Source organism: Streptomyces sp. E2N166, assembly GCF_003671715.1.
GTDB classification, from domain to species: Bacteria; Actinomycetota; Actinomycetes; order Streptomycetales; family Streptomycetaceae; genus Streptomyces; species Streptomyces thinghirensis.
In genome coordinates, this window is the sequence record NZ_RAIF01000025.1 from 240,815 (window position 1) to 266,717 (window position 25,903).

Annotated in this window: 26 protein-coding genes and 1 pseudogene; 17 read left to right on the forward strand and 10 right to left on the reverse strand. The window is 71.8% G+C overall.

Features of this window, described 5'->3' with window-relative positions:
* A pseudogene (locus EBH09_RS19165) lies at positions 1 to 644 on the forward strand (serine/threonine protein kinase); the annotation flags it as partial.
* Between the two features lie 24 nt (positions 645 to 668).
* Here EBH09_RS19165 and EBH09_RS19170 read toward each other — a convergent pair.
* Positions 669 to 1,421, reverse strand: a complete 753-nt coding sequence (locus EBH09_RS19170) for an SLATT domain-containing protein (protein ID WP_121748202.1) — start codon at positions 1,419 to 1,421, stop codon at positions 669 to 671.
* Between the two features lie 265 nt (positions 1,422 to 1,686).
* Here EBH09_RS19170 and EBH09_RS19175 point away from each other — a divergent pair, with 265 nt between their 5' ends.
* The 3 genes from EBH09_RS19175 (at position 1,687) to EBH09_RS19185 (ending at position 3,369) form a co-directional block, all read left to right on the forward strand.
* Complete coding sequence (locus tag EBH09_RS19175; RefSeq protein WP_121748203.1) at positions 1,687 to 2,031, forward strand: YbaB/EbfC family nucleoid-associated protein; 345 nt, start codon at positions 1,687 to 1,689, stop codon at positions 2,029 to 2,031.
* 86 nt (positions 2,032 to 2,117) lie between these two features.
* Positions 2,118 to 2,717, forward strand: coding sequence for a recombination mediator RecR (gene recR / locus EBH09_RS19180; RefSeq protein WP_007451877.1), 600 nt, complete (start codon positions 2,118 to 2,120; stop codon positions 2,715 to 2,717).
* Positions 2,710 to 3,369 (forward strand): DUF5063 domain-containing protein, encoded by a 660-nt coding sequence (locus tag EBH09_RS19185; protein ID WP_121748204.1) that lies wholly within the window; start codon positions 2,710 to 2,712, stop codon positions 3,367 to 3,369. Before recR ends, EBH09_RS19185 begins: the two co-directional genes overlap by 8 nt.
* Positions 3,370 to 3,535: 166 nt before the next feature.
* On the opposite strand, the gene EBH09_RS19190 is transcribed toward EBH09_RS19185, so the two are convergent.
* Positions 3,536 to 4,141, reverse strand: a complete 606-nt coding sequence (locus EBH09_RS19190) for an ankyrin repeat domain-containing protein (RefSeq protein ID WP_121748205.1) — start codon at positions 4,139 to 4,141, stop codon at positions 3,536 to 3,538.
* Between the two features lie 7 nt (positions 4,142 to 4,148).
* Entirely contained in the window at positions 4,149 to 4,538 is a 390-nt protein-coding gene (locus EBH09_RS19195) for a hypothetical protein (RefSeq protein WP_345940943.1), read from the reverse strand.
* Between the two features lie 75 nt (positions 4,539 to 4,613).
* Between EBH09_RS19195 and EBH09_RS19200 the strand changes: the two genes are divergently transcribed.
* From EBH09_RS19200 to EBH09_RS19215, 4 genes are all read left to right on the forward strand, one after another.
* Positions 4,614 to 5,417, forward strand: a complete 804-nt coding sequence (locus EBH09_RS19200; RefSeq protein ID WP_345940944.1) for a helix-turn-helix transcriptional regulator — start codon at positions 4,614 to 4,616, stop codon at positions 5,415 to 5,417.
* Positions 5,414 to 5,599: a DUF397 domain-containing protein gene (locus EBH09_RS19205; RefSeq protein WP_121748207.1), complete on the forward strand. Its 186-nt coding sequence runs from the start codon at positions 5,414 to 5,416 to the stop codon at positions 5,597 to 5,599. The genes EBH09_RS19200 and EBH09_RS19205 overlap by 4 nt, the downstream gene beginning before the upstream one ends.
* A 289-nt stretch (positions 5,600 to 5,888) precedes the next feature.
* Complete coding sequence (locus tag EBH09_RS19210) at positions 5,889 to 6,878, forward strand: hypothetical protein (RefSeq protein ID WP_193776402.1); 990 nt, start codon at positions 5,889 to 5,891, stop codon at positions 6,876 to 6,878.
* 50 nt (positions 6,879 to 6,928) lie between these two features.
* The gene (locus EBH09_RS19215; RefSeq protein WP_121748209.1) at positions 6,929 to 7,447 is read left to right on the forward strand and encodes a Uma2 family endonuclease; all 519 of its coding nucleotides are present in this window, start codon (positions 6,929 to 6,931) and stop codon (positions 7,445 to 7,447) included.
* Between the two features lie 105 nt (positions 7,448 to 7,552).
* Here the strand turns inward: EBH09_RS19215 and EBH09_RS19220 are convergent, their stop codons facing one another.
* Complete coding sequence (locus EBH09_RS19220) at positions 7,553 to 9,745, reverse strand: VCBS repeat-containing protein (protein WP_121748210.1); 2,193 nt, start codon at positions 9,743 to 9,745, stop codon at positions 7,553 to 7,555.
* A gap of 277 nt (positions 9,746 to 10,022) precedes the next feature.
* Between EBH09_RS19220 and EBH09_RS19225 the strand changes: the two genes are divergently transcribed.
* The 4 genes from EBH09_RS19225 (at position 10,023) to EBH09_RS19240 (ending at position 14,655) form a co-directional block, all read left to right on the forward strand.
* On the forward strand, positions 10,023 to 11,300 hold the full coding sequence (locus tag EBH09_RS19225) for an aspartate kinase (RefSeq protein WP_121748211.1): 1,278 nt from the start codon (positions 10,023 to 10,025) through the stop codon (positions 11,298 to 11,300).
* Entirely contained in the window at positions 11,300 to 12,376 is a 1,077-nt protein-coding gene (locus EBH09_RS19230) for an aspartate-semialdehyde dehydrogenase (protein WP_121748212.1), read from the forward strand. The genes EBH09_RS19225 and EBH09_RS19230 overlap by 1 nt, the downstream gene beginning before the upstream one ends.
* A 477-nt stretch (positions 12,377 to 12,853) precedes the next feature.
* Entirely contained in the window at positions 12,854 to 13,432 is a 579-nt protein-coding gene (locus EBH09_RS19235) for a SigE family RNA polymerase sigma factor (RefSeq protein WP_121748213.1), read from the forward strand.
* Entirely contained in the window at positions 13,429 to 14,655 is a 1,227-nt protein-coding gene (locus tag EBH09_RS19240; protein WP_238697365.1) for a hypothetical protein, read from the forward strand. The genes EBH09_RS19235 and EBH09_RS19240 overlap by 4 nt, the downstream gene beginning before the upstream one ends.
* A gap of 41 nt (positions 14,656 to 14,696) precedes the next feature.
* On the opposite strand, the gene EBH09_RS19245 is transcribed toward EBH09_RS19240, so the two are convergent.
* Positions 14,697 to 15,503: an SURF1 family protein gene (locus EBH09_RS19245; protein WP_121748214.1), complete on the reverse strand. Its 807-nt coding sequence runs from the start codon at positions 15,501 to 15,503 to the stop codon at positions 14,697 to 14,699.
* A 133-nt stretch (positions 15,504 to 15,636) separates the two neighbouring features.
* On the opposite strand from EBH09_RS19245, the gene EBH09_RS19250 reads away from it, so the two are divergent.
* Entirely contained in the window at positions 15,637 to 17,493 is a 1,857-nt protein-coding gene (locus EBH09_RS19250) for a prolyl oligopeptidase family serine peptidase (RefSeq protein ID WP_193776403.1), read from the forward strand.
* A gap of 100 nt (positions 17,494 to 17,593) precedes the next feature.
* On the opposite strand, the gene EBH09_RS19255 is transcribed toward EBH09_RS19250, so the two are convergent.
* Positions 17,594 to 19,513, reverse strand: coding sequence for an NAD(P)-binding protein (locus EBH09_RS19255; protein WP_121748216.1), 1,920 nt, complete (start codon positions 19,511 to 19,513; stop codon positions 17,594 to 17,596).
* A 234-nt stretch (positions 19,514 to 19,747) separates the two neighbouring features.
* Between EBH09_RS19255 and EBH09_RS19260 the strand changes: the two genes are divergently transcribed.
* Both EBH09_RS19260 and EBH09_RS19265 read left to right on the forward strand, forming a co-directional pair.
* A complete protein-coding gene (locus tag EBH09_RS19260; protein WP_121748217.1) occupies positions 19,748 to 20,257 on the forward strand; it encodes a hypothetical protein in 510 nt (169 codons plus the stop codon).
* A gap of 54 nt (positions 20,258 to 20,311) precedes the next feature.
* Positions 20,312 to 21,856 carry a flotillin family protein gene (locus EBH09_RS19265; protein ID WP_121748218.1) on the forward strand — a complete coding sequence of 515 codons (1,545 nt, stop codon included), beginning with the start codon at positions 20,312 to 20,314 and terminating at the stop codon, positions 21,854 to 21,856.
* A gap of 31 nt (positions 21,857 to 21,887) precedes the next feature.
* Here EBH09_RS19265 and EBH09_RS19270 read toward each other — a convergent pair whose 3' ends face one another.
* Positions 21,888 to 22,931, reverse strand: a complete 1,044-nt coding sequence (locus tag EBH09_RS19270) for a helix-turn-helix domain-containing protein (RefSeq protein WP_121748433.1) — start codon at positions 22,929 to 22,931, stop codon at positions 21,888 to 21,890.
* 201 nt (positions 22,932 to 23,132) lie between these two features.
* Between EBH09_RS19270 and EBH09_RS37900 the strand changes: the two genes are divergently transcribed.
* Positions 23,133 to 23,291 (forward strand): hypothetical protein, encoded by a 159-nt coding sequence (locus EBH09_RS37900; protein WP_193776404.1) that lies wholly within the window; start codon positions 23,133 to 23,135, stop codon positions 23,289 to 23,291.
* Between the two features lie 159 nt (positions 23,292 to 23,450).
* Here the strand turns inward: EBH09_RS37900 and EBH09_RS19275 are convergent, their stop codons facing one another.
* From EBH09_RS19275 to EBH09_RS19285, 3 genes are all read right to left on the reverse strand, one after another.
* The gene (locus EBH09_RS19275; protein ID WP_121748219.1) at positions 23,451 to 23,753 is read right to left on the reverse strand and encodes a zinc-ribbon domain-containing protein; all 303 of its coding nucleotides are present in this window, start codon (positions 23,751 to 23,753) and stop codon (positions 23,451 to 23,453) included.
* Between the two features lie 110 nt (positions 23,754 to 23,863).
* Positions 23,864 to 24,088, reverse strand: a complete 225-nt coding sequence (locus EBH09_RS19280) for a helix-turn-helix transcriptional regulator (RefSeq protein ID WP_121748220.1) — start codon at positions 24,086 to 24,088, stop codon at positions 23,864 to 23,866.
* Entirely contained in the window at positions 24,088 to 24,585 is a 498-nt protein-coding gene (locus EBH09_RS19285) for a DUF2975 domain-containing protein (protein WP_121748221.1), read from the reverse strand. The genes EBH09_RS19280 and EBH09_RS19285 overlap by 1 nt, the downstream gene beginning before the upstream one ends.
* Positions 24,586 to 24,737: 152 nt before the next feature.
* Between EBH09_RS19285 and EBH09_RS19290 the strand changes: the two genes are divergently transcribed.
* Positions 24,738 to 25,862, forward strand: coding sequence for an amidinotransferase (locus EBH09_RS19290; protein ID WP_121748222.1), 1,125 nt, complete (start codon positions 24,738 to 24,740; stop codon positions 25,860 to 25,862).
* Positions 25,863 to 25,903 lie beyond the last annotated feature (41 nt).

Genomic DNA, 25,903 nt, shown 5'->3' on the forward strand with positions numbered 1-25,903 from the left:
TCGCCTCGACCCCGCCCTACGGGCCTCCGCCGTACGGCCCGCCGCATGCGCCGCCCCGAAGAGGCCGCTCCACCGCCCTGCTGATCGTGGTCGCCCTGGTCGTCGCGCTGGGCGCCGGAGGCTCGGTCTACGCCCTGATGAGCGGGGACGACGGCGACAACCGGGCCGGTGACGACCCCACGAACACCGCGACGGCCGGCGCACCCCGGGACCCGGACCCCAGTACGGACGGCTCGGCTCCGACGACCGAGGCCGGCCAGCCGGCCACGCCCACGTCGTCGCCGCCCCAGGACGGCACTATCCCGACGGCGTACCTGGGCACGTGGGCCACGACCATCGACAACGCCTCCGGCGTTCACACCAGGCGGCTGACCATCCAGCAGGGTGACGTGGGCGACACGGTCCTCTCACTCACCGCGGACGGCCCCGCGGGCAACGGCACGTACCACTGTGTCTTCGAGGCCGACCTGAGCAATGCCCCGGGCTCCGACGGCCCGCTGGACCTCGGCCCCTCCACGGTGACGGTGGGCCCCGCCGCCACCTGCACCCCGGGCGAACCCACCCAGGTCACCCTCCTGCCGAACGGCACCCTGGAACGCACCAGCACGAGCACCGGCGAAACGCTGACGTACCGACGCCGGTAGCGCGGCGGCGAAACGCCGGAGCAGTCATCGCGGCTCCGGCGGCCGCTGCCGGGGCATGTTCGGCCGAGCCCCGTTCGCCGGTGCCGAAAACCGGCCCGACACCCCCACCGCCCCTTCGGACCGCGCCCCGCCCGCGGACACCGCCTGCAACCCCAGCGGCGCCGACCCGGTCCGGAAATCCACCATCCAGTCCGCCGTCTCCGTCCGCACCAGCTCCGTCACGTCCTCCGAGAACCGCCGCAGCACCAGCAGACACCGCTCGGCCGCCTCACTCGCCGTCCCGTCCGCCGGCCCCAGCACCTCCCGCACGCTCTCCGACGCCCAGTCGAACTGGAGCACCTGCAGCCGCCGCTGCACGGCCTGCGCCGTGGCGACGTCCCGCATCCACCCGGACGTGACTCCGAAGTACCGGTCCCCGGCCACGCACGCCACCCCGAACAGCAGCGCCAGATACCCCCAGGGAGCGACCCCGCCCACCACCTTGGACATGTCCAGCAGCGGGAGCGCCGCCCCGGCGACCGCCCCCGCCGCCGCCCCGCCCCGCAGCATCATGGCGCCCCGTCGCTTCCACACCCGGTCCGTCAGGTACCAGGCCGCCGTGTCCAGCGCGCCCCGCTCCACCCACCGGTAGAGCTCGTCCAGGCGCTCCGCGGGCAGCGCCCAGTCCCCGAGCGGAAACGCCCGCCCGGTGAGGTCGCCCGGTCGCGGCCCGGCCGCCCCCTCACCGCCCCGCCCGTCGTGCGGCGGCCCCTCGGGCTGCATCTCCGGCTGACCCACCCGGCACTCCCTACTGCTCGCCGTCCGTGAAGACCCTGAAGACCTGAAGACCTCATGCGCCGGCACCCTTACTACCGCCCAATGGGTGGCGGAGCCCGGGGTTCCGCCGCTTTTCCGCCCGGAAGGGGGTGTTGATCAGGTATAGGGCCCCCTCGGCATCACTCGAAAGAGTGCTGGAGCGAGGGCCGCGCGGACCACGTAGGCTCGTGCCGAACGGCAAAAACCCGCGGTGACCCCGCGGCGACAGCGGCGACAGGAGCTGAACGTGATCCCCGGTGGTGGCCAGCCCAACATGCAGCAGCTGCTTCAGCAGGCCCAGAAGATGCAGCAGGACCTCGCCCAGGCCCAGGAGGAACTGGCGAGGACCGAGGTCGACGGGCAGGCGGGCGGGGGCCTGGTGAAGGCCACCGTCACCGGCTCCGGCGAGCTGCGCGGCCTCGTGATCGACCCGAAGGCGGTGGACCCGGAGGACACGGAGACCCTCGCCGACCTGGTCGTGGCCGCGGTCCAGGCGGCCAACGAGAACGCGCAGGCCCTCCAGCAGCAGAAGCTCGGCCCGCTCGCCCAGGGCATGGGCGGCGGCAGCGGCATCCCGGGTCTGCCTTTCTGAGTCAGCGTCCCCCGTTCGGCTTTCTCAGACCGGCCCGAGCCCTCTACCGTACGTAGTGCAGGAACATCAGGAAGGACGGCAGTCCGTTGTACGAAGGCGTGGTCCAGGACCTCATCGACGAACTCGGGCGGCTGCCCGGCGTCGGTCCCAAGAGCGCGCAGCGGATCGCCTTCCACATCCTCCAGGCGGAACCGACCGACGTACGGCGGCTCGCCCAGGCCCTCATGGAAGTGAAGGCCAAAGTCCGCTTCTGCGCGACCTGCGGGAACGTCGCGCAGGAGGAGCAGTGCAACATCTGCCGCGACACCCGGCGCGACCCCTCCGTCATCTGCGTGGTGGAGGAACCGAAGGACGTCGTGGCCATCGAGCGCACCCGCGAGTTCCGCGGGCGCTACCACGTGCTCGGCGGCGCGATCAGCCCGATCGACGGGGTCGGCCCCGACGACCTCCGCATCCGTGAACTGCTCGCCCGCCTCGCGGACGGCACCGTCACGGAACTGATCCTGGCCACGGACCCGAATCTGGAGGGCGAGGCCACGGCCACGTACCTCGCCCGCATGATCAAGCCCATGGGCCTCAAGGTCACCCGCCTGGCCAGCGGCCTCCCGGTGGGCGGCGACCTGGAATACGCGGACGAGGTGACCCTCGGCCGCGCCTTCGAGGGGAGACGACTCCTAGATGTCTGACGCCACGCTGCACGCGACCAACCAGAACCCCGACGACTTCGCCGTCCAGATCGCCGACCAGATCGAGAGCTTCCTGGTCGCCGTCACCGAGGTGGCCAAGGGCGACGAGCCCGACTCCGCCGTCCCCTTCCTCCTCCTGGAGGTCTCCCAGCTCATGCTGGCCGGCGGCCGCCTGGGCGCCCACGAGGACATCGTCCCCGACGAGCGCTACGAGCCCGACCCGGGCCCGGAACTCGACGTGGACGAACTCCGCGAGAACCTCGCCCGCCTCCTCGACCCGATCGACGTCTACTCCGAGGTCTTCGACCCCTACGAACCGCGCAAGGCCCCGGTCCCGGCCCGCATCTCCGACGACCTCACCGACGTCATCACCGACCTGCGCCACGGCATGGTCCACTACAAGGCCGGCCGCACCACGGAGGCCCTGTGGTGGTGGCAGTTCTCCTACTTCTCCAACTGGGGCTCCACGGCCTCGGCGACCCTGCGGGCGCTGCAGTCCGTGGTGGCGCACGTGAGGCTGAACCAGCCCCTGGAGGAGCTGGACGGCCTCGACACCGACCAGGGCCTCGGCGACGACACCCTGGAGACGGAGGCCGGCCGGGTCATGGTGGAGGAGATCGCGGGCCCGCTGGGCCTGCGCCCGGTCACGTGACGCGGGCCGCTTCAGCGGGCTGGGGGCGGGCGCTGTGCTGAAAAAGGGGTGAGCAGATGGTCGTCGAGTGTCATTTCAGTGCTCGGATGAGCGCCGTAAGGACAGTGGGAGGCGGAGTGTTCACGCTTTTGAGGTGGAGGGGCCCCGGCAGCAGCCCAGCCGGTACTCATGCGGCATCGCGTCCGAGCGCCGCGCGCAGGGCCTCGGCCATCCGTCCGTAGCGGCCCCGCTCCTCCTCGCCCCGCTGCGCGTGGCGCTCCGCGCAGCTCAGGGCCGTACCCGTGGCCTCAGCCCCCCGGTCGAGCAGCAGCAGCACCGATTCGACGCGACCGAAACAGGCGGCCCATTCGAGGGCCGTCCGGTTCTTCATGGCCCGGTCCTCGACGGCCGCCCCGCGGTCGAGCAGCAGGGCGACGGTCTCGGCGTGGTTGTTGCTCGCCGCCACGACGAGCGGCGTGTACGGGATGCGGTCCTGCGCCGCCATGGACACCCCGGCGTCGAGCAGCGCCGCGACGGCGTCCCTACTCCCGAACATCGCCGCGCAGGTGAGGGGAGTCAGGTCGTGGTACGGCCCGGCGTGCGCCGCCGCGTCCGCGCCGGCCCCGAGCAGTACCCGGACGACGTCGGCGTGGTTCTCCTGCGCCGCCAGGTCCAGCGCCGTCCGCGCGTCCTCACCGAGAGCGTCCACCGCCGCGCCGGCGCCCAGCAGCCGGGCCACCGTCGCCACGTCCCCGTCCTCCGCAGCCCGCGTCAGTTCGTACGATCTCTTCACCTGCGCATCATTCCAGGGCGTCCCGCAGCCGAACCGGGCACACGTACGGCGCGGTCACCGTCGGCACGCTGTACCAGCGCAGCGGCCAGGTGTTTCCCTCCAGCGCCGGAATGCCGACGTAGGTGACGCTCCGGGCCCCGCCGCTGTGCCGCTGCACGCCGAGCGGCCAGTCGTACGCGGCGACCTCCCCGGGTGCCAGCAGGAAGTAAACCCACCGCCCACCGCCCGCCTCACACACGATGGGCCCCGCGTCGTCACCCGACGCCTCGACGAGCCAGTCGGCGACCAGCTCCCCCCGGATGCCGTCGATCCGTACGGCGTCGAAGTGCACGCCCGCGAGGTGCAGTTGATGCCCGGCGAGCGGGACCCAGGAGGGTCGGTGAATTGTTTCCGTCATGGTCACACGCTGGCGTGCGCGACGCTACGCTCGGTAGCGACTGACGTGATACACGCCGGGGTGTATCCATCGGAGGTGCGTGCTGTGCCCCAGTCGCCTGTCATGTGGCGCTTCAGTGGCAACCAGATGAAACGCTGGCGCACCAAGGCCAACATCAGTCGTGAGCAGCTTGCGGCCGCTTCGAACTACTCCCCGGACACCATCAAGGCGATGGAACAGGGAGCGCGCATGCCGACGCCCCGAGTCCTCGACGTGGCAGACGAGTTGTGCCGCGCGGAGGGATTACTGAGTGCGGCGAAGGACTACTTGAGCCGAGAGAAGTTCCCGGCAAGGGCCCAGGAGTTCATGGAGCGGGAGAGGGAGGCGATCAGCCTCTGGTGGTACGAGGACACTCTGGTCCCGGGCTTGTTGCAGACGGAGAAGTACGCGCGCACGCTGATTGAGCACCGCAATCCACCGCTGGACGAGGAGACCATCGAGGAGCGGATCGCGGCTCGCATGGAGCGGCAGGCGATCCTGACGGAGCGCAAGCCGCCGGTCGGCTTGAGTTTCGTCCTGTACGAAGCGGTGCTGCCAAGCCCACTGGTGGACGACGAGCAACTGAACCGTCTCCTGGAGGCCTCGCTGCTTCGGAACGTCGCGTTGCAGGTACTCACGTTCGAGCGAGCCATTCCGGCTGGGCTCCTGGGGTCCACGGTGCTCCTGGAAACACAGGCGTACGAACGGTTCGCCTTCTCTGAAGGGCCCATCGCCAGCGAGCTGTCGGCCAATCCGGGGGTTGTCAACCGTGTGTCGGAGCGGCTTAGCATGATGCGCACCGAGGCTCTCAGCCCTGTTGAGTCGGCCCGCTTCATCAAGGGGATGGTGAATCAGCCGTGAGTGACCAGTTGAAGTGGTCCAAGTCCAGCTATAGCGACGACGAAGGCGGCGCCTGCGTCGAAGTCGCCCTCGCCCCCACCATCCACATCCGCGACTCCAAGACGGCCCCCGGCGCCCCCGAACTCCGGGTCTCCGCCCCGGCCTGGTCGGCCTTCATCGCCGCAGTTCAGCCCGGAGCTTGAGCCCCGGGATCCGAGCTCTTCCCTTGGTTTTCTGATCTGGTTGAAATACCCAACCAACCAAGTCTGTACGCGAGTTGACGCGTCGTACCTCGTAAGGGTGACGATCCGTGATCGGCTTGCGTCGCTGTGTAAAGCCGCTCTAGGTTCGCGGCATATGACCGGCAAATGAGTCGGCCCCGGCGGTGCGCCAACACCAATCCGGGACCTGGCCGACGCATCGAAGAAAGCCAGAGGTTCGATGGTGGCTTACGCCAACCCTAGTCCCGCCCTGCCGTCCCCGTCCCACCCCATGGCCAATCCGGGCTACGGAAAACGCCCCGCAGGTGACGAAGACCCGCACGCGGACCCGGACTTCGCACACCTGAGCCCGCGCGAGGCGGAGATCGCCGTCTTCGTCGACCACCTCGACGACGGCCACGCGATGGGCCACAAGGTGCTCGCGGCACAGCACCCCCGCTACGGCCAGCAGGCGATGCGTACGTCTCTCAGTCGCCTCGCCGAGGCCGGCCACCTGCGCTGGATCAGGGAACACATCACCGTCGAGGACAACACCATGAGGTGGGTCACGCGGACCTACTGGTCGCGTACGCGCAGGTCGGAAGCCTGGTGGGAGGAGTTTGCGCGGGAGCGGAAGGGCCGGATCGTGCCCGGTGACCTCCGACCCGGCCTGGCCCGCACCGACGAGCCCGAGCTGCCCGAACCGGAGCCCGACCCGCAGTCGGAGTCCGCCCCGCAGCCCGAGTCCGGAACCTCGTACCGCACCCTCGCCGGAATCCGCGAAGCGGACCCCCGCATGCGCCTGTCCGAATCCGACTGCCGGTCCCTCGCCTCGCTGGCGGGGGAGTGGCTGTCGCGCGGGGCGACGCCCCAGGACATCACCCGCGCGGTGACCGAGGGCCTTCCCACGACCGTGAACAACCCGGGCGGCCTCGCCCGCAACCGACTGGAGAACAAGATGCCCCCGAAGAAGGCGAAGATCCGCCAGAAGGCCGCCCCGCGCCGGGCCCGCGTGACCCGCGCGGTGATGTGCTGCATGTCCTGCGACGCGGACGAGCTGACGACGACGATCAAGGGCGGCATGTGCCCGGACTGCCGCGCGGAGTACGAGGCGGCCGTGGCCGCCGAGGAGGCCGGGCAGCTGGACGCCGGGTACGTGCCGGACACGTTCCTGGCCGACCCCGACGCCCACGCCGTGTACTCGTGGGTCGACGTCCCCCGCCGCGCGGCGGAGGTACGCGCGGCGGGCGGCCTGCGGCCGAGGACGGAGAGGGCGCTTTGAGCGTGCAGGAGGCGCCGGTGGGGGCACCATGGTGTCGAGGAGGCGACGCCATGACCCCCAGGACCGAGCACCGGCCCCAGATGTCCGTCGAGGAGTTCGAGGAGCTCGAACGCCATGCCCCGGAGAGCGCGTGGCTTGAGTTCGTATGTGGGAAGGTCGAGGTCAAGCCGGTGCCCGACGGCAATCACAGCGAGATCTACATGTGGCTGCTTGAACGCTGCATGAGCCTGCGGCCCGATCTTCGGCTGCATCCGGAGCGGGGACTCAAGACGGAGACCTACCGCAAAGGGCGTGCTCGCGCGGACGCAGTCCTGGTGCCGAAAGGCGGACTCATTGGCCACGGAGAGTGGTCGGACGCTGAGACAGTGCTGATGGCCGTCGAGATCACGTCCCACGATCCCGACACCAACCAGCGCGACCGGATCGAGGCGCCGGACGGGTACGCCGCCGCAGGGATCCCCGTGTACCTGCTGATCGACCGGGACGACTGCTCGGTCGTCGTGTTCAACCAACCGGAAGACGGCCACTACCGGCACACGGAGAAGCTGCCCTTCGGCGCGACCGTGTAGCTCCCCTCCCCCGTCGACATCACCCTCGAAACCGAGCCCCTCAAGGAGCTGGCGGACTGAGACCGGCTCGGGGCGCCCCACCCCGGGCCGGTGTCTCGCCGTCGGTCAGGAGACCGCCGTGTGGTCCGGGTACGTGTCGAGGACGGCGTCGGCCTTCCGGGCGCCGAAGGGCGCGCGCCAGTTGCCGGTACCCGGGTAGTAGTACGTGTGGTCCGCGCCGTAGGCGTACAGGTCGGGACGGCCGTCGCGGTCGGCGTCGCCGATGCCGACGGTGTACCGGTAGGCGTTCCAGCCGCCGCCGATCCGCGTGCGGGGGGCGAAGGTGCCGTCGCCCTTGCCGAGGTAGAGCCAGAGGACACCGGCCTTGTCGCGGGCGACCAGGTCGCCGGTCGCGGCGCCGCCGATGTCACCCGTGGCCGTCAGCTCGTTGTAGACGCCCCAGCCGCCGCCGACCCTGGTGCGCTTGCCGAAGGGCGCGCGCCAGTCGCCGGTGCCCTTGTAGAGCCACAGGACGCCGCTCTTGTCGGTGGCCAGGAGGTCGGCCCTGCCGTCGTTGGTGAGGTCGCTGCCCGCGGCGACCTCGTCGTAGACGCCCCAGCCGCCGCCGATCCGGCTGCGGGTGGCGAAGGTTCCGTCGCCCTTGCTCAGGTAGAGCCACAGGACGCCCGCCTTGTCGCGCGCGACGAGGTCTCCGTGCGCGGCGCCGCCCAGGTTGCCGCCCGCCTCGATCCGGTCGTAGGTGTTCCACCCACCGCCGACGAGCTTGTTCTCCGCCCGGGTCAGGTTCTTGTCGTACGAGTAGAAGTGGGAGTCGGTGCGCCACAGGCGGCCCGACGGGTCCCGGGCCAGGAGATCCGGGCTGCCGTTGTCCGTGTAGTCGTGCGGAGCGGCCTCGCGGACCACCTCGAAGGCGCCGGACGAGGTCAGGGTCGGGCCGATGCCGTTGCGCGGGCGGGCGGAGATCTCCCAGGTGTAGTCGCCGTTGGGCGCGCCGGCCGTTGCCTGGTCCACGTCGCCCCTCCACTCGAAGGTGAAGTTCGTCGCCTCGGGCCCGTAGAAGACCCCCTGCGCGATCTTCCCGGTGCGCTTGTGACGCAGAGTCACCCACAGTTCCGCGTTGTCCCGCGACAGCGTCCAGCGCAGCTTGACCCGGCCGCCGTCGCGGTCGAGGTCGATCACCGCGGGGACGTCGTGGCCGACGAGGGTGAGTGCGGTGGGTTCGCCGGTGCTCGCGACCATGGTGGCGGCCGGGGTGCCGTCGGCGCCGGGGGCGATGCGGAAGAGCCCCTCGCCGTCGGCGACGGTGCCGCCGCGGACGTGGAGGACGCCGTCGGGGGAGGTCGCGGCGGACGTGAGGTGGTCCAGCAGCCTGGTGTCGGCCCCGGTCTCCAGGTTGTGGGCGGTCAGGGGGTGCATGGAACTCTTGTTGGTGGCGGTCAGGCCACCGGGGTCGCCGTACACCAGGTGGTCGCCCTGGAGACCCACCTCGATGTCGCGGGCTATCGCTCCGGCCACCAGTGCGATCCGCCGCGTCTCGCCCGTGGCGCGCGTGCGGACCACGATGCGGGGCCCCTCCGAGCGGTACTCGACCCACGCCACGTATTCCGGTGAGACGGCGATGTCGCCGTTGCCGCGTGTTTCGTCCCGCAGGCCGGTCTCCGTCACGGCCCCGGTGGCGAGGTCGATCAGGCCCCAGTACTTCTTGTCGCCGCTGGTGTAGGTGACCAGGCCGTGCGCCGATGTGCCGGCCGTGACCCGGCGGAGTGTCGCGTCGGCCGGAAGGCCGGTGACCGGGACACGCCCGCCGCCCCTGGTGTGCATGAGCAGGTCGGCGCCCGCCGGCGCGCTCTTGTCCGTGATGAACAGGGCCTGGCCGGCGGCGCCGGCGTAGTCGAGTCCGGCCGCCGGCTGGGCGAAGACGTCGAAGACCTTGCGTCCGGTGGCCAGATCCCGCAGCTCCGCCGTGTCGCGGCGGGGCAGTACGGCCACGAGGTCGCCGTAACCGGTGGCCTGCATGGGCAGACTGTCCACCAGATCGGTCACCGCGCCGTCCGAGGCCCGGACCCAGGCCCGGTCGCCTTTGGTGTTGTTCCAGGTCAGGTAGCCCGAAGCGGTCACTGCCACGATCTTGTGGCCGACCGGGAAGGCGACCGCGGCCGCGTCGGCCGCCGACACCGCCCCCCGCGTCGGCGGGGCGGCCCCGGCCGGGAGGGCCACAACGGTGGCGCCGATGGTGGCGGCGAGAACGACGGTGGCGGTGACGGCGAGCCGTCGGCGCGCCGGACTTGCGTGAGACAAGGCGGTGATCCTCCCAGGGCGCGGCGCACCACGCGTCGCGGCGGAAGATCAGACTCACCGTCGTTCACGGAGGTTGTAGGCGAGAGGCCTTGTGAACGTGTGACTCACGGCACTTTCCCGAGTGACCCGCGCCCTCCTGGGCATGAGCCAGCCTGAGCGAGTACCCGGGTCTCATCATGCGATACCGCAGTGGCGGAATCCGGACGCTCGGTAAAATGAGCCGACCGCAGTACATATACGTACGTGCGGAAAGAGACGGATTGAGCGAGGAGCGCACGTGGGCCTTGTCGTGCAGAAGTACGGAGGCTCCTCCGTAGCCGATGCCGAAGGCATCAAGCGCGTCGCCAAGCGGATCGTGGAAGCGAAGAAGAACGGCAACCAAGTGGTCGCCGTCGTTTCCGCGATGGGCGACACGACGGACGAGCTGATCGATCTCGCCGAGCAGGTATCCCCGATCCCTGCCGGGCGCGAACTCGACATGCTGCTGACCGCCGGGGAGCGCATCTCCATGGCGCTGCTGGCCATGGCGATCAAAAACCTGGGCCACGAGGCCCAGTCGTTCACCGGCAGCCAGGCCGGAGTCATCACCGACTCGGTCCACAACAAGGCCCGGATCATCGACGTGACGCCGGGGCGCATCAAGACGTCGGTGGACGAGGGCAACGTCGCCATCGTGGCCGGCTTCCAGGGCGTCAGCCAGGACAGCAAGGACATCACCACGCTGGGGCGCGGCGGGTCCGACACCACGGCCGTCGCTCTCGCCGCCGCGCTCGACGCGGACGTCTGTGAGATCTACACCGACGTCGACGGCGTGTTCACCGCCGACCCGCGCGTGGTGAAGAAGGCGAAGAAGATCGACTGGATCTCCTTCGAGGACATGCTGGAGCTCGCGGCCTCCGGTTCCAAGGTGCTCCTCCACCGCTGTGTGGAGTACGCCCGCCGGTACAACATCCCGATCCACGTCCGGTCCAGCTTCAGCGGACTCCAGGGCACGTGGGTCAGCAGCGAGCCGATCAAGCAAGGGGAGAAGCAGGTGGAGCAGGCCCTCATCTCCGGTGTCGCGCACGACACCTCGGAGGCCAAGGTCACGGTCGTCGGTGTGCCGGACAAGCCGGGCGAGGCGGCCGCGATCTTCCGCGCGATCGCCGACGCCCAGGTCAACATCGACATGGTCGTGCAGAACGTGTCCGCCGCCTCCACGGGCCTGACGGACATCTCCTTCACCCTGCCGAAGACGGAGGGCCGCAAGGCCATCGACGCGCTGGAGAAGAGCCGGGCCGGCATCGGCTTCGACTCGCTGCGCTACGACGACCAGATCGGCAAGATCTCCCTGGTCGGCGCGGGGATGAAGAGCAACCCGGGCGTCACCGCCGACTTCTTCACCGCGCTGTCCGACGCCGGGGTGAACATCGAGCTGATCTCGACCTCCGAGATCCGTATCTCGGTCGTCACCCGCAAGGACGACGTGAACGAGGCCGTCCGCGCCGTGCACACCGCCTTCGGGCTGGACTCCGACAGCGACGAGGCCGTCGTCTACGGGGGCACCGGGCGCTGATGGTCGACATCGCGGGTGCCGGGCGCACCGGGCGGCCGACCCTGGCCGTCGTCGGAGCGACCGGCGCCGTCGGTGCGGTCATGCTCCAGATCCTGTCCCAGCACGCGGACGTCTGGGGCGACATCCGCCTGATCGCCTCGCCGCGTTCGGCCGGCCGCAAGCTGGCCGTACGTGGTGAGGAGGTCGAGGTGGTGGCGCTCACCGAGGAGGCCTTCGACGGGGTCGACGTCGCCATGTTCGACGTACCCGACGAGGTCTCCGCCCAGTGGGCGCCGGTCGCCGCCGCGAAGGGCGTGGTGGTGGTCGACAACTCCGGGGCGTTCCGGATGGACCCGGACGTTCCGCTCGTCGTGCCCGAGGTCAACCCGCACGCGGTGCGGATGCGGCCGCGCGGGATCGTCGCCAATCCGAACTGCACGACGCTGTCCATGATCGTGGCACTGGGCGCGCTGCACGCCGAGTTCGGGCTGCGTGAGCTGGTCGTCTCCTCGTACCAGGCGGTGAGCGGGGCGGGACGGGACGGCGTGGAGACGCTGCGCCGGCAGCTGTCCCTGGTGGCCGGGACCGAGCTGGGGACCAACCCCGGTGACGTGCGGCGGGCCGTCGGCGACGACACCGGGCCGTTCCCGGAGCCGGTCGCGCTGAACGTCGTACCGTGGGCCGGGTCACTGAAGGACGACGGCTGGTCGTCGGAGGAGATGAAGGTGCGGGACGAGTCCCGCAAGATCCTCGGGCTGCCGCAGCTGCCGGTGGCGGTGACGTGCGTACGGGTTCCCGTGGTCACCACGCACTCGCTGACCGTGCACGCCCGTTTCGAGGGCGAGGTCACCGTCGAGGGGGCCCGGGAGATCCTGGCCACCGCGCCCGGCGTCGTCCTCTTCGACAACCCGGCCGCGGGGGAGTTCCCCACCCCCGCCGACGTGGTCGGCACCGACCCGACCTGGGTCGGCCGGGTGCGGCGGGCCCTGGACGACCCGACGGCGCTCGAACTCTTCGTGTGCGGAGACAACCTGCGCAAGGGGGCCGCGCTGAACACCGCGCAGATCGCGGAGCTGGTGGCGGCCGAGTTCGCCTGATCGGGGATCAGGTGCCCGCAAGACCCCTGACCGCTGTGGGTGTTGTTCGTAGGCTTCATGAACGAGATGTGATCCGGAAGTTGGTCCGGACTACTTGTACCCGGCACCTGTGGCATCAGAGGATTTCCTCCCCGCCCTCCGCAACCGTGCGGAGGGCGGGGGGCGTCTTTGCGGTCACCCATTCAGGGCGCGGGGGCGCGTGAGTCGGCGTGGGGACGCCGAGGACGGGCGTGGGGACGCTCGTTCACATGGGACATAGGGGAAGAGCGGGACGATGAGGGCCTATGACGCACCGTCAGCCGGGTGGCTGCCCGACCGACGCGGGAACGTGACGCCCGGCACGTACAACCCTCACGGGGGTGAGCGTGTCCAACTGGCGTGGCAGAGGTACTCGAATTCACCGCAGGAACGCGGGGCGCGGCTCTGCGCCCGCCCGGCCGGTCCGTCCGTCCCCGTGTGGCCGGTCCGGCCGGTGGCATGCCGGTGATCGCGCCCATGCCCGCAGCGCGGCCGGCCCGCATATCGAACCAGCGCGACGGCGCGGACGAGGACGCGGTGGCGGCGGGTACCACCGTCGACCACCTCACCGAGACGTACCGGGCGCACTACCGGTCGCTGCTCGGCCTCGCCGCCCTCCTCCTCGACGACACCGCCTCCTGTGAGGACGTGGTCCAGGAGGCCTTCATCCGCGTCCACTCGGCGCGCAAACGCGTCCGTGACCCGGAGAAGACCCTGGCGTACCTGCGTCAGACCGTGGTCAATCTCTCGCGTTCGGCGCTGCGCCGCCGCATCCTCGGCCTCAAGCTGCTCTCCAAGCCGATGCCGGACATGGCGAGCGCGGAGGAGGGTGCCTATGACCAGCTGGAGCGCGACTCCCTGATCAAGGCGATGAAGGGACTCCAGCGCCGCCAGCGCGAGGTCCTGGTCCTGCGCTACTTCGCCGACATGACCGAGGCGCAGGTCGCCGAGACGCTCGGCATATCCCTCGGCTCGGTCAAGGCGTACGGTTCGCGCGGCATCGCGGCGCTCAGGGTGGCCATGGAGGCACCCGCATGAGCGACGGCAACGACGCGCGGCGCGACGCCCGCGACGAGCACCGCCCCCGGGAGGGGGACGCGCCGACCGAGCCGACCGGACCGGCCGGGCTGATCGGGCAAGAGCAGCCGAAGCACACGCACGCTGGGAACGGAACTGTGAACCACGGCCCCGCCGAACAGGGCCCCGACGCCGGGGGGCTCCGCGCTCAGGGACCCGACGGGCTCGACCCCGACGAGCTGGCCCTGCGCAGGATGCTGCACCGCGCCGTCCAGGACGTGGAGCCGAGCGACGGCACCCTGGACCAGCTGCGCCGCGCGGTGCCCGCCCGGCGGGCCCGCAAGCGCCAGGCCGCCGTCGGCGTGGCGGCCGCCGCCCTCTTCCTCGGCACGGCGGTCCCGGCCCTCGTGCACGTCTCGGGTGCCACCGGCCGGGGGGCCGACCCGTCCGTCGCGGGCAACGCCTCGCAGGCCCAGGGAGGTGCCTCCCAGGGCGTTGACCCGGCCGGGGGCCAGAGCGGCATCGCCGGTTCCGCGGGCACGGACGAGGGCAAGGACAAGGCCGGCCCGAAGGAGACGCCCGACAAGGACGAGGAGAGTGGCGCCGCGACGGGCTCGGCCCCGGGCACCGACCCCTCCGCCAGCACCGCCGCCGACATCCCCGCGTGTACGGCGAAGCAGCTCGGCCCGGCCGTCGCGAGCAGCGCCGCCCCCGACTCCACGGGCGTGGTCTACGGTTCCTTCCGCGTCACCAACGTCTCCTCGGACGGCTGCACCGTCGTCGGTCCCGGCAGCGTGGTCACCACCCCGCAGGGCGCGGCGGACGCCACGAAGATCGGCACGGCACGGCACGCGGCCGGGGACGCCGCGGTCGGACTGCCCGACCCGTCCCTGGAGAACCCCACGCTGAAGCTGGCGGGCGGCTCCGCGTACGAGGTGCAGTTCGCCTGGGTGCCCTCGGAGACCTGTCCCACCACCGGCGGCACCACGGGGGGCGGCACCGGCGGCCCCTCGCCCGACCCCTCGCCCACGGAGGACACGACCGCCGCGGGCGGCACCTCCACGAGCGGCGGCGGCGACGCCGGCGCCACGCCCCAGCTGGTCACCGAGGACGGCCCGGCCGACGGGAGCGTGACGGTGACGTACACCCCGGAGGGCGGCGCCGGTTCGGCGACGGCCACGGTGTCCGACGCGTGCGCGGGGACGGTGTACTGGACGGGCGTACTGGCGGGGACGGGAACGTAGGCTCGCCCCCAGGTGCCCCGGACGGTCCCGACCGTCCGGCGTCAGACGCCGGACGGGGCGGGCTGCGGCTCCGGCTCGTCCTCCGGGACCAGGCCCAGCTCCGCGTCACGGGCGAGTTCGACCTCGCGGCGCAGCAGCCGGAACCACATGAAGACCACGAAGCCCACGAAGGCGAACCACTCGGCGGTGTAGCCGAGGTTCTGGAACGCCTTGAGGTCCAGCCCGGTGTTCTGCGGAGCGCTCACGGGCACGGCGCGCATCCCGGAGTCGCCCTCGTTGAGCGTGACCCACGCGTCGTACACGTCGTACGGCACGAGGTTCAGCAGGGTCGCCGCGCTGATCGCGCCGGTCTGCCCGTCCGGCCATCCGGTGCGGCCGCTGACGCCGTTGGCGCCGACCGACTCCGCGGCCTGGAGCGCTCCGGTGACGGTGACCTCGCCGGTGGGCGGGGCCGGGGCCTTCGCCGGGTCGGGTTCGCCGGGCAGCCAGCCGCGTACGACGGGCAGCGCCTTGCCGGCGTCGGTGCGCAGCAGGGTGAGGACGTAGTAGCCCTCCCGGCCGTCCAGCTCCCGCTCCGGGACGAGCAGCTGGTCGTCGTACCGGCCGCGCACGCTGGTCTGGTCGCCGACCGTCGCCTTGTCCACGGGCAGCAGCTCCGCCAGCGGGCGGGCCGCCTCCCCGCCGGCGGACTCGTCCTGGGTGGTGGCCGTCTCGTGGTCCTGCACCCGGTCCTCGAACCGGCCGAGCTGCCAGGAACCCATGAAGATGCAGAACGGGATGGCCAGGACGACGAAGACGTTGATCCCCCACCATCGGGGCGTCAGCAGAAACCGGTACACGCCCTCCACGGTACGGTGCGCGCCCCCGCGGCCCGTCCTCGGGGCTGTGGAAAACCACCGGACGGAGCCGGGCCGGGCGGAGTTGTCCACAGGCTGGGGATCCGATCCGCGCTTTGTCCCCGGGACGGGGCAGTATGGGGCCATGACTGAGAGCAACGGGTCCGTGTCACCGGACCAGCGGCGGGGACGGGGCAGCGCGGAGGAAGGCCGGCAGGCCGCGGAGATGCCCGACTGGGAGAAGCGGTTCCGGGCGCCGCGGGTGTCGCTGCCCGACTGGGCCGAGGACGCACCGGATCGCTCCCTGTTCGTGTCGAACGCCACGGGGACGTACGAGCTGTACGCCTGGGACCGGTCGACCGGCGAGCAGCGCCAGGTCACCGACCGGCCCAACGGCACGACGGACGGAGTGCTCTCGCCGGACGGCGACTGGATCTGGTGGTTCGACGACAAGGACGGCGACGAGTTCGGCGTCTGGCGCCGCCAGCCCTTCCCGGGCGGCGAGGACGAACTCGCGGTACCGGGCCTCGACCCCTCCTACCCGGCGGGGCTCGCCCTCGGCCGGGACGGGCGTACGGCGGTGATCGGCCGCTCGACCGACGAGGACGGTACGACGATCCACCTCGCGTACGCGGGCGGACCCCCCGCGGAGATCTACCGGCACCGCGAGTCCGCGGGCGTCGGCGACCTCTCCCACGACGGCACGCTGATCGCCATCGAGCACACCGAGCACGGCGACGCCATGCACTCGGCGCTGCGCGTCCTGCGCCCCGACGGCTCGACGGTCGCCGAGCTGGACGACACGGAGGGCGGCGAGGCGGAGCTGGGCCTGGAGGTCCTCGGCTTCGCGCCGGTCGACGGCGACACCCGTCTGCTCATCGGCCACCAGCGGCGGGGCCGCTGGGAGCCCCTGGTGTGGGACGTGGCGACGGGCGAGCAGACCGACCTGGCCCTGGAGCTGCCCGGTGACGTCAGCGCCGAGTGGTACCCGGACGGCAGCGGCCTGCTGATCGTGCACGGCTTCGAGGCCCGCAGCGAGCTGTTCCGCTACGACTTCGCCGAGCGCGAGCTGGTGGAGATCGAGACCCCGGCCGGCACGGTCTCCGGGGCGACGGCCCGCCCGGACGGCAGCGTGGAGTACCTGTGGTCGTCGGCCGCCGAGCCGTCGGCGGTGCGCTCCACCACGGGCCGGGTCGTGCTCGACCCGCCCGGCATGAAGTCGCCCGGTTCGGTCCCGGTGGAGGACGTGTGGGTGGACGGGCCGGGCGGCCGCATCCACGCCCTGGTCCAGAAGCCGGCGGGCACGACCGGCCCGCTGCCGACGGTCTTCGACATCCACGGCGGCCCGACCTGGCACGACAGCGACGCCTTCGCCGCCGGCCCCGCCGCCTGGGTCGACCACGGGTACGCGGTGGTGCGCGTCAACTACCGCGGCTCCACCGGATACGGCCGGGCCTGGACCGACGCCCTCAAGCACCGGGTCGGTCTCATCGAGCTGGAGGACATCGAGGCGGTGCGCGAGTGGGCGGTCACCTCCGGCCTCGCGGACCCCGAGCGGCTGATCCTCACGGGCGGCTCCTGGGGCGGCTACCTCACCCTCCTCGGCATCGGCACCCGGCCCGAGGCGTGGACGCTGGGCATCGCCGCCGTCCCGGTCGCCGACTACGTCACCGCGTACCACGACGAGATGGAGGGCCTGAAGGCGCTCGACCGCACCCTCCTCGGCGGCACCCCCGAAGAGGTCCCCGACCGCTTCGAGGCGTCCTCGCCACTGACCTACGTCGACCAGGTCAAGGCCCCGGTCTACATCTCCGCCGGCGTCAACGACCCGCGCTGCCCGATCCGCCAGGTCGAGAACTACGTCGAGCGACTGGAGGCGAGGGGTGCGCCCCACGAGGTGTACCGCTACGACGCGGGACACGGGTCACTGGTCGTGGACGAGCGCATCAAGCAGGTCGGGCTGGAACTGGACTTCGCGGAAAGGTACTTGCCGCGCAGTTAGCCGGGCGGTGGTTTCTTGACCGACCGAGTCGGGTGGTGGGTGGGCAAAGGCCGGGGTGCCAGGGGGCAGGGCTCCTGGCGGGGCCGTAGGGGCGGCGTCCCTACGACCCCGCCCCTTGCCGCGCCCGCCGCCCCAGCAGCTCGGCCAGTCCCCGCCGCGTCGCCGCCAGCACCACCCGGTCCTCGCTCCGCAGGACATAGGTGTCGGGCACCTCCCACACCAGCCTGGACTCCCGAGCCGCCTCACCGGCGGCACCGGCGTCGGCGGACCGCTCCCCGTCGGGGGCCTCCCCGTCGGCGACCTCCAGGGCCAGCACCCGCCACGCCCCCGCCCGGAACGCCTCGCCGACCGTCTTCCCCTCCAGCTGCGGATGCCCGGCCACCCTCACCGCCGCGAACAGCAGCACCCGCCGCTCGACGGGGATCGCCCCCAGGATCTGGCGGCCCATCATCGCCCCGGCGAACGCGGGCGCGGACAGGTGGGTCACGCTGCGGCTCCGGGTGAGCGCGCCCGGGTGCGCGGCGCGCAGGGTGCGGTACACGGCGGTCGCGAAGTCGTCGTCGTACAGGCGCAGCACCACCCGCAGGCGGGACCGTACGGAGCGGGCGTAGAGCACGGCCTCCAGGTTGGTCGTGTCCACGCTGGTCAGGGCGAGCAGCGAGTGCGCGCGGTGGATCTTGGCGGCCTCCAGGACGCCCTCCTGGGTGACGTCCCCGAGCACCACCGGCACCCGCAACCGCCGTGCGGTCGCCATGCCGCGAGCCTCGGGGTCGGCCTCCACGCACACCACGGGGATGTCCATCTCCCGCAGCCGGGTCAGCACTCGGGTGCCGATCTTGCCGAGACCGAGCAGGACGACGTGCCCGCCGAGCCCGCGCGGGGGCTTGCGTACCGCGGAGGCGTTGCGGAAGGTCCCGAGGGCTTCGAGCACGGCGGCCAGCAGCACCGGCAGCAGCAGCAGACCGACGAAGCCGGACAGCAGTTGCAGCACCTGCCGTCCCGCATCGGCTTTGTGCGCGGGCTCGTTGATGGCGAACAGGTCGAGCAGCGTCACGTACGTGGCGTGCAGCGGATGGTCCCCGGTGACCACCATCAGGGCCACGGCGAGCGCGACCACGCAGGCCCCCAGTCCCGTCAGCGACCAGCGCAGCCGCCGCGAGAACAGCTCGCCGAACGGGGGCACACCGGCGCGCCCGGCGGGCAGTGGCGGACCGGCGTAGGACACCTGCTCCAGGGCGACGGTGCCGCGCCCGGTGGCCGCCTCCACCGCCGTCGCGTCGGGCAGCAGTTGCGGCCCCTGGTCCCCGCTTCCCTCCGAACCGTCGGCGCCGGCCGGGTCGTTGCTCGTCGCGGAGAGCAGCGCGAGGGTGCACAACCCCGGGTCGGCCACCTCGCCGGGGCGCGGTGGCTGCCGCTCCACCGCGCGCAGCAGCAGCCCGTCCGTCTCGACGACCTTGCTGGTGCCGACGAGGGCGGTCGCGGCCAGCGCGGGCGCGGCGGTGTCGGCGTCGGACAGTACGGTCGTCGAGGTACCGGCACCGTCGAGGCCCGTGTCCCGTGGGTCGCCGGTCGCCAACGCGGCGCTCTGGTCGAGGAGTTCCTCGATGTGCCGGCCGAGTCGGCGGTTGTAGAGGCGCAGGACCAGGCGCAGCCGGGGGTTGAGGCGGCGGGCGGTCAGGGCGGCGCGGATGTTGGTCTCGTCGTCGTCGTACACGAGGGCCAGCGCGGCCGCCCGGTCCACGCCCGCCTCCGCCAGCACCTCCTCGGTCGGCTCGGCGGCCTCCAGTTCGCGGCCGGCGCCCTCCGGTTCGCCGCCCACCGAGTCGCCGTTGGCCGAGCGGTTGACGGCCGCGTTGACCATGCCCAGCAACGCGGCCGAGGCCGCGCGGGCCCGCCCGACGACCGGCTGACGCACCCGGCGCCCGGAGGGCGGGACGACGAGCGTGACCTGCTCGCGGTAGACACCGCGCAGCTCGGCGGCCAGCCGGTGGGCCAGCCCGTCGTCGCCGCACACCACCATGTGCGCGTACCTGTCACCGCCCGGCGGAATCTGGTTCGGAACGCTCCCCGTCTGAGTCCCCATTTGAGAGAGGACAGTACCGGCCGCGGGTGCGGTTCCAAGGGCGCCCGAAGAGACGAGGACGGCATTAAAGGCGCGTAAAGATTGCCGGAACACGGCAGTGACCCGGTTCTCCTTCGCGTGTGAACATTCGTTTCACCGAAGCTCAGCGACGGGCGAGAGGGGGACGGCACGATGGCCTGGTTTCTCGGGCTGGGTATCACGGGGGTCGTGCTGCTCGCCCTGTCGCTGGTCTTCGACGGACTGCTGGAAGGCGCCTTCGGGGGAGCGCTGGACGGCGTCCTGGAGGGGTGGCTGTCGCTGCCGGTCGTCGCCGGGTTCACGGCGATGACCGGCTTCGGTGGCGCCATCGCCCTCGGCGCCGGCTTGACCGGCCCCGCGGGCGCCGCCGGGGCCGGCGCGGTCGCCGGTATGGGGGCCGGCTGGCTGACGTACCGCTTCAGCCGCGCGCTGATGCGGGATCAGGCCGACGCCACACCGAGCACGGACGACCTCCTGGGCACGTCCGGCAAGGTCGTCACCGCCATTCCCGCGGACGGCTTCGGCGAGGTGCTGCTCCGGCTCGCGGGGCAGCCGCTGAAGTGCGCGGCGCGCAGCGCGGAGCCGGTGGCGCGGGGCGCCGAGGTCTGGGTCGAGGCGGTGCCGACGGGGACGTCGGTCGTGGTGCGCCCGGTCGAGCGCTGAGCCTCCTTCCCTTCACTTCTCTCTCTGTTCCTTTCCTGATTCGGGGGCGTTGCCATGAGTCCTGTCGTTTTCGCGGTGCTGGGAGTCGTCGTACTCCTGGTGCTGCTCGCGCTGGTGGTGGTCAGCCGCTACAAGGTGGCCGGGCCGAGCGAGGCGTTCATCGTCACCGGGCGGCGCGGCAAGAGCTCCACCGATCCGGAGACGGGCCGTGTGTTCACCGACAACAGCGGCCAGAAGGTCGTGGTCGGCGGCGGCGTGTTCGTCGTGCCCTTCGTGCAGCAGCGGTTCACGCTCGACCTCTCCTCGCGGCACATCCCGGTCGCCGTGCGCGGCGCGGTGACGCTGCGGGGTGTGAAGGCCAACCTGGAAGGCGTCGCGATCGTCAAGGTCGGCGGCACCGAGGACGCGATCCGCGCCGCCGCGCAGCGGTTCCTGATGCAGCAGGACGGCATCGTCGGCTTCACCCAGGAGGTGCTGTCGGGCGCGCTGCGCGCCATCGTCGGCCGGATGTCCGTGGAGGACGTCATCCGGGACCGGGCCGCGTTCGCCGGGCAGGTCGCCGAGGAGGCGGAGGCGAGCCTGTCCGGGCAGGGCCTGGTGCTGGACGCCTTCCAGATCCAGGACATCACCACGGAGGGTTCCTACCTGGAGGACCTCGGCCGGCCCGAGGCGGCCCGCGCCGCGCAGGAGGCCGACATCGCCGAGGCCGTGGCCCGGCGGGCCGCCGAGCAGGCGCGGCTGAAGGCCGAGGAGGAGATCGCGGTCGCGCAGCGGACCCTCTACCTGAAGCAGGCCGAGATCAAGGCCGAGACCGACCAGGCGTCGGCCCGCGCCAACGCCGCCGGGCCTCTCGCACAGGCCGCCCGGGAGCAGGACATCCTCGCCGAGCAGGAGAAGGTCGCCGAGCGGCAGGCCGCGCTGAAGGACCGCCAGCTCGACACCGAGGTCCGCAAGCCCGCCGACGCCCAGCGGTACGCGGCCGAGCAGGAGTCGGAGGCCCGCCGGGTGGCGCGGGTGAAGCAGGCGGAGGCCGAGCGGTCGGCCGAGATCGCCGCCGCCCAGGCCGAGGCCGAGCGGGCCCGGCTCACCGGTGAGGGCGAGAAGCAGCGGCGTGGCGCGCTGGCCGAGGCGCAGGCCGTCGAGGGCCTCAAGCAGGGTGAGGCCGAGCGCTCCCGGCGTGCGGCGATCGCCGAGGCCGTCCGGCTGGAGGGCGAGGCGGAGGCCGCCGCGATCGGCGCCAAGGGCTCGGCCGAGGCCGAGGCGATGCGGCAGAAGGCCGACGCGTTCGGGCAGTACGGCGACGCCGCCGTGCTCCAGATGCTGGTCGAGGTGCTGCCGCAGGTGGTGGCCAAGGCGGCCGAGCCGCTCGCGGCCGTGGACAAGATGACGGTCATCTCGACGGACGGCGCGAGCCGGCTGTCGCGCACCGTCGCCGACAACGTGGCGCAGGGCATGGAACTGCTGGGCTCCACCACCGGCGTGGATCTGCCCGCGCTGCTGAAGAACATCACCGGGCAGGACGCGAAGACGGCGGACCGGCCGGAGCAGCAGGAGGAGTCCGACCCGCAGCGCAACGGCAAGGTGGAGATCACGGGCTGACGACCGCCCCCACCGTCCGGGGCCGGCCCGCTCAGATCTCCTGGGCGGGCCAGCTCAGCAGCCGGGCCCCGATGACCGCGGTCTGCAGGGTGTAACGGTGCACCGGGTCGGCGGGGTTGGCGCCGGTCAGCTGGTGGATGCGCTCCAGCCGGTAGGTGAGGGCCCGCACACTGAGCGCGAGGCGCCGGGCGGCCTCGGCCGCGGTGCAGCCGGCGTCGAAGTACACCTCCAGGGTCCGCAGCAACGGCTCGGCACCGCCGCGAGCCCCGCGCAGCGGACCCAGCACGCTCAGCACGAGGTCGGCCATGGCCTGCCGGTCGCGGGTGAGCACCGGGTAGACGAGCAGGTCGGCTGCGCGCAGCACGGGGTCGTCCAGCTCCAGCCGCTCGGCGAGTTCGAGGGTGCTCAGCGCCTCCTCGTAGCTGTGCACCACGCCGCCCGCGCCGGTCTGGGGACGCCCGATGGCCACCCGGCTGCCGTCCGTGGCCGCGTACGCCTGCTTGGCGAAGAAGGCGAGGACGTCGTCCTGGTCGCCGGGCGCGATGCAGATCAACTGCCCGTTCTTGGTGGTGATCAGGATGCGCCGGTCGCCGAAGCGGGAGATGAGGGCCGTCTCCACGAGCCGGGTGACCGGTGCGGTGTCGTCGTACGTATCGGGCCCCTCGGCCACCGCGACGGCGTGGGCGTGGGAGAGGACCAGGCCGAATCGCTCGGCCCGTTCGGCGAGCCGGCCCAGGTCGCTGCGCCCGTAGAGCAGGTCGTCGATGAACTCCCGCCGCGCGGCCTCCTCCTGCCGTACGGCGAGACGCTGGGCGCGTTCGTATCCCTCGGCGAAGGCGTCGACTGCCTGGGCGACGGCAGCGAGCACGGTGTCCGTGACGCCCGGGCCGGGGACCGACGAACCGCCGGGCCAGGCGGCGCGCGTGGCGTCCAGGTGCAGTCGTACGAGACTGCGCAGACTGTGCCCCGCCTCCGCGGCCTGCTTACCCAAGCGCCGCCGGTCCTCCAGCTCGTGGCGGGTCAGCCTGCGCCCCGTACCGGCCGCCCCGGCCAGGATCTCGGCGTACCCGGTCAGATACGTCTCTGACTGATCCGTCCGCTGGTCCGTCCGCTGGTCCGTCCGGTGATCCGTCCGCTGGTCCGTCTGCTGGTCCGTCTGCCGGCCCGTCTGCTGGTCCGTCACCCCGCGCCTCCCCTGCCGTTCACGCCCGGTGCGCGGTGTCCGGCAACGTGAGGGTAGTCAAGGCTGCCGGAAACCGGCAATGCGGGTCATGGGGTGCCCCGCCGGGGCCTGGGGGCGCACCGAGTCGGTGAGGCGCCCAGCGTCTCGCGCGAGGACAGTGCGTCGATGTCGATGCAGGTCGGTGACGCCCTCGCCGAGCGCCTCGGCGGTGCCGGCGACGTCGCCGCCGAGGGCTCCGGGGAGGGTGCGTGACCGCCGATCGGGACGCCCTGACGGCGCTGGACCTCGGCGAAGGTGAAGCCCACGGCTCCGGAGCGGATCAGCGCTTCGCCCGGTCCCGGTTGTGGATTCCCCGCCTCTTTCTATAGGCAGCACCGAGCCCCCGGGAACGCCGGAGAAGCATGCCGGGTGTCACGGCCGCTGGTAGGGCTGCTGCTGCGGCTGCCCGTGCGCCTGGCCGCCGGAGCCGCCCCGGCCGCTCACGGCCTGCGTCTGGAGCTGCTCCGCCTGCTCCTTCGACACCTGCTGCTCGGCACCGCAGAAGGTGCACTGCGTCAGGTACTTCGTGGAGAACGGGAACAGCGGCACGAAGAACAGCGTGAACTTCGTGACGCGCTTCCTGAGTGTGTGCGCGGAGGGGTTGCCGCACTGGCCGCACACCAATGTCAGTATCGCGAGCTGGTAGAGGTATCCCTTGGTGCCGAAGATGATCACGGGGCGGTCCTTCCGGGTCGGTGCCCGCGGGCGCGCAGGGCACGCAGATCTTCTCCCAGATTGCGCCCGGACGGACCCCGGATGCCAACCGCGGCCGACGGCGGCCGGCGTCACCCGCCCGCGTCCGCGCCCCCCGCTTCCCAGCGCAGCAGGTCTCCCGGCTGGCACTCGAGTACGTCGCAGAGCGCGGCGAGTGTCGTGAAGCGCACCGCCTTGGCGCGGCCGTTCTTGAGCACGGCCAGGTTGGCGGGGGTGATCCCGACGCGCTCCGCCAGATCGCCCACGGACATCTTGCGCTTCGCCAGCATCACGTCGATGTCGACGACGATCGGCATCAGATCACCTCTGCCAGCTCGTCCCGCATCCGCGCCGCCTCGATGTCGCGCGCGACGGCCTGGGCGAGCAGCATCCGCAGGACGAGCACGACCAGCGCCACGCCCAGGACCGCGACGACGACCCCGCCCAGGATGAGGACGATGCCGGGCGCGACGGCCTCGCCCGGGGCCAGGACGACCCCGAGCGTGAAGACCAGGAGCGCGGCCGCGACGAAGGCGCCGATCACGACATGGACGTACCGGAAGGCGTCGAGGGAGAACACGGTGCCCCGCCGCACCATCGTCACCAGCCGCCAGACACAGACCAGCACGACCTCGGCTGCCGCGGCGCCCAGGACGACGATCAGGAAGACCGGCGTGCGTACGGACGCCAGGGCGGCGTCGGGATCACCCGGGCCGGCCACCAGCAACCAGACCAGCACGCCCTGGATGAACACCGAACCCGCGAGCAGCATGACGAGCACGCCTCGCAACGCGAGCACTGTCAGCTGTCCCATCGCCCCTCCTTCTAACGACTTCAATCGACCCACGATGGGAATCTATCGAAAAACGATAGATCGAGCAAGGTCCGGGATGAGAGGGCGGTGTCATCCGTCCGGTTCGGGGCACCCCGTAGACACGGAGAGCCAGCGATCGGGAGCGGTCAGTCATGGCGGTGGCGCAGGAACCCGGCATCGCGGAGGCGGCGGAACCCGCCGTCTCGCCGGTCAGTTCCCACAACGAGTGGGACCCGCTGGAGGAGGTCGTCGTCGGCCGGCTGGAGGGCGCGACGATTCCCTCCGACCACCCGGTCGTGACCTGCAACGTCCCACCGTGGGCGGCCCGGTTCCAGGGGCTGGCCGCAGGCTTCAGGTATCCGCGCGTCCTGGTCGAGCGGGCGCAGCGGGAGCTCGACGGGTTCGTCGCCCTCCTGCGGTCGCTCGGCGTCACGGTCACGCGTCCGGACGCGGTCGACCACCGGCAGCGCTTCAGCACCCCCGACTGGTCGTCACGCGGTTTCTGCAACACCTGCCCGCGCGACTGCCTGCTCGTGATCGGCGACGAGATCATCGAGACCCCGATGGCCTGGCCGTGCCGCTACTTCGAGACGCATTCCTACCGCCCGATCCTCAAGGACTACTTCCGGCGCGGCGCGCGCTGGACGGCCGCGCCGAAGCCCCAGCTCACCGACGAGCTGTTCGAGCCGGACTTCCGCGTCCCCGCGGCGGGCGAGCCGATGCGCCACATCCTCACCGAGTTCGAGCCGGTCTTCGACGCGGCGGACTTCGTGCGCGCGGGACGCGACCTCTTCGTCACCCGCAGCAACGTCACCAACCGCATGGGCATCGAATGGCTGCGCCGCCACCTCGGCCCCGGCTACCGCGTCCACGAGATCGAGAGCCGCTGCCGCACGCCCATGCACATCGACACGACGTTCGTCCCCCTCGCGCCCGGCAGGGCGCTGGTCAACCCGGAGTACGTCGACGTCGACCGCCTCCCGGACGTGCTGCGCTCCTGGGACATCCTGACCGCGCCCGAGCCCGACCCGATCGACGACCGCATGCTCAAGATCACCTCGATGTGCGGCAAGTGGCTCAGCATGAACGTCCTCGTCCTCGACGACAAGCGGGTCATCGCGGAACGGCACCACACCGGCATGCTGCGCGCGCTGGAGAGCTGGGGCTTCGAGCCGATCCCGTGCGAGCTGCTGCACTACGCGCCGTTCGGCGGCTCGTTCCACTGCGCGACCCTCGACGTACGGCGCCGCGGCACGCTCGAGTCGTACACCGACTGACGGTCGTCGGCCAACGGGCACCTACACGTCTTGTGCGGTCG

Coding starts and splice junctions, on each gene's coding strand:
- EBH09_RS19185 (WP_121748204.1), top strand. CDS start 2,710: ATGTCTGACGCCACGCTGCACGCGACCAACCAGAACCCCGACGACTTC.
- EBH09_RS19195 (WP_345940943.1), bottom strand. CDS start 4,538: ATGACGGAAACAATTCACCGACCCTCCTGGGTCCCGCTCGCCGGGCAT.
- EBH09_RS19210 (WP_193776402.1), top strand. CDS start 5,889: ATGGCCAATCCGGGCTACGGAAAACGCCCCGCAGGTGACGAAGACCCG.
- EBH09_RS19215 (WP_121748209.1), top strand. CDS start 6,929: ATGACCCCCAGGACCGAGCACCGGCCCCAGATGTCCGTCGAGGAGTTC.
- EBH09_RS19230 (WP_121748212.1), top strand. CDS start 11,300: ATGGTCGACATCGCGGGTGCCGGGCGCACCGGGCGGCCGACCCTGGCC.
- EBH09_RS19235 (WP_121748213.1), top strand. CDS start 12,854: ATGCCGGTGATCGCGCCCATGCCCGCAGCGCGGCCGGCCCGCATATCG.
- EBH09_RS19240 (WP_238697365.1), top strand. CDS start 13,429: ATGAGCGACGGCAACGACGCGCGGCGCGACGCCCGCGACGAGCACCGC.
- EBH09_RS19250 (WP_193776403.1), top strand. CDS start 15,637: ATGACTGAGAGCAACGGGTCCGTGTCACCGGACCAGCGGCGGGGACGG.
- EBH09_RS19255 (WP_121748216.1), bottom strand. CDS start 19,513: ATGGTGGTGTGCGGCGACGACGGGCTGGCCCACCGGCTGGCCGCCGAG.
- EBH09_RS19260 (WP_121748217.1), top strand. CDS start 19,748: ATGGCCTGGTTTCTCGGGCTGGGTATCACGGGGGTCGTGCTGCTCGCC.
- EBH09_RS19265 (WP_121748218.1), top strand. CDS start 20,312: ATGAGTCCTGTCGTTTTCGCGGTGCTGGGAGTCGTCGTACTCCTGGTG.
- EBH09_RS19280 (WP_121748220.1), bottom strand. CDS start 24,088: ATGCCGATCGTCGTCGACATCGACGTGATGCTGGCGAAGCGCAAGATG.
- EBH09_RS19285 (WP_121748221.1), bottom strand. CDS start 24,585: ATGGGACAGCTGACAGTGCTCGCGTTGCGAGGCGTGCTCGTCATGCTG.
- EBH09_RS19290 (WP_121748222.1), top strand. CDS start 24,738: ATGGCGGTGGCGCAGGAACCCGGCATCGCGGAGGCGGCGGAACCCGCC.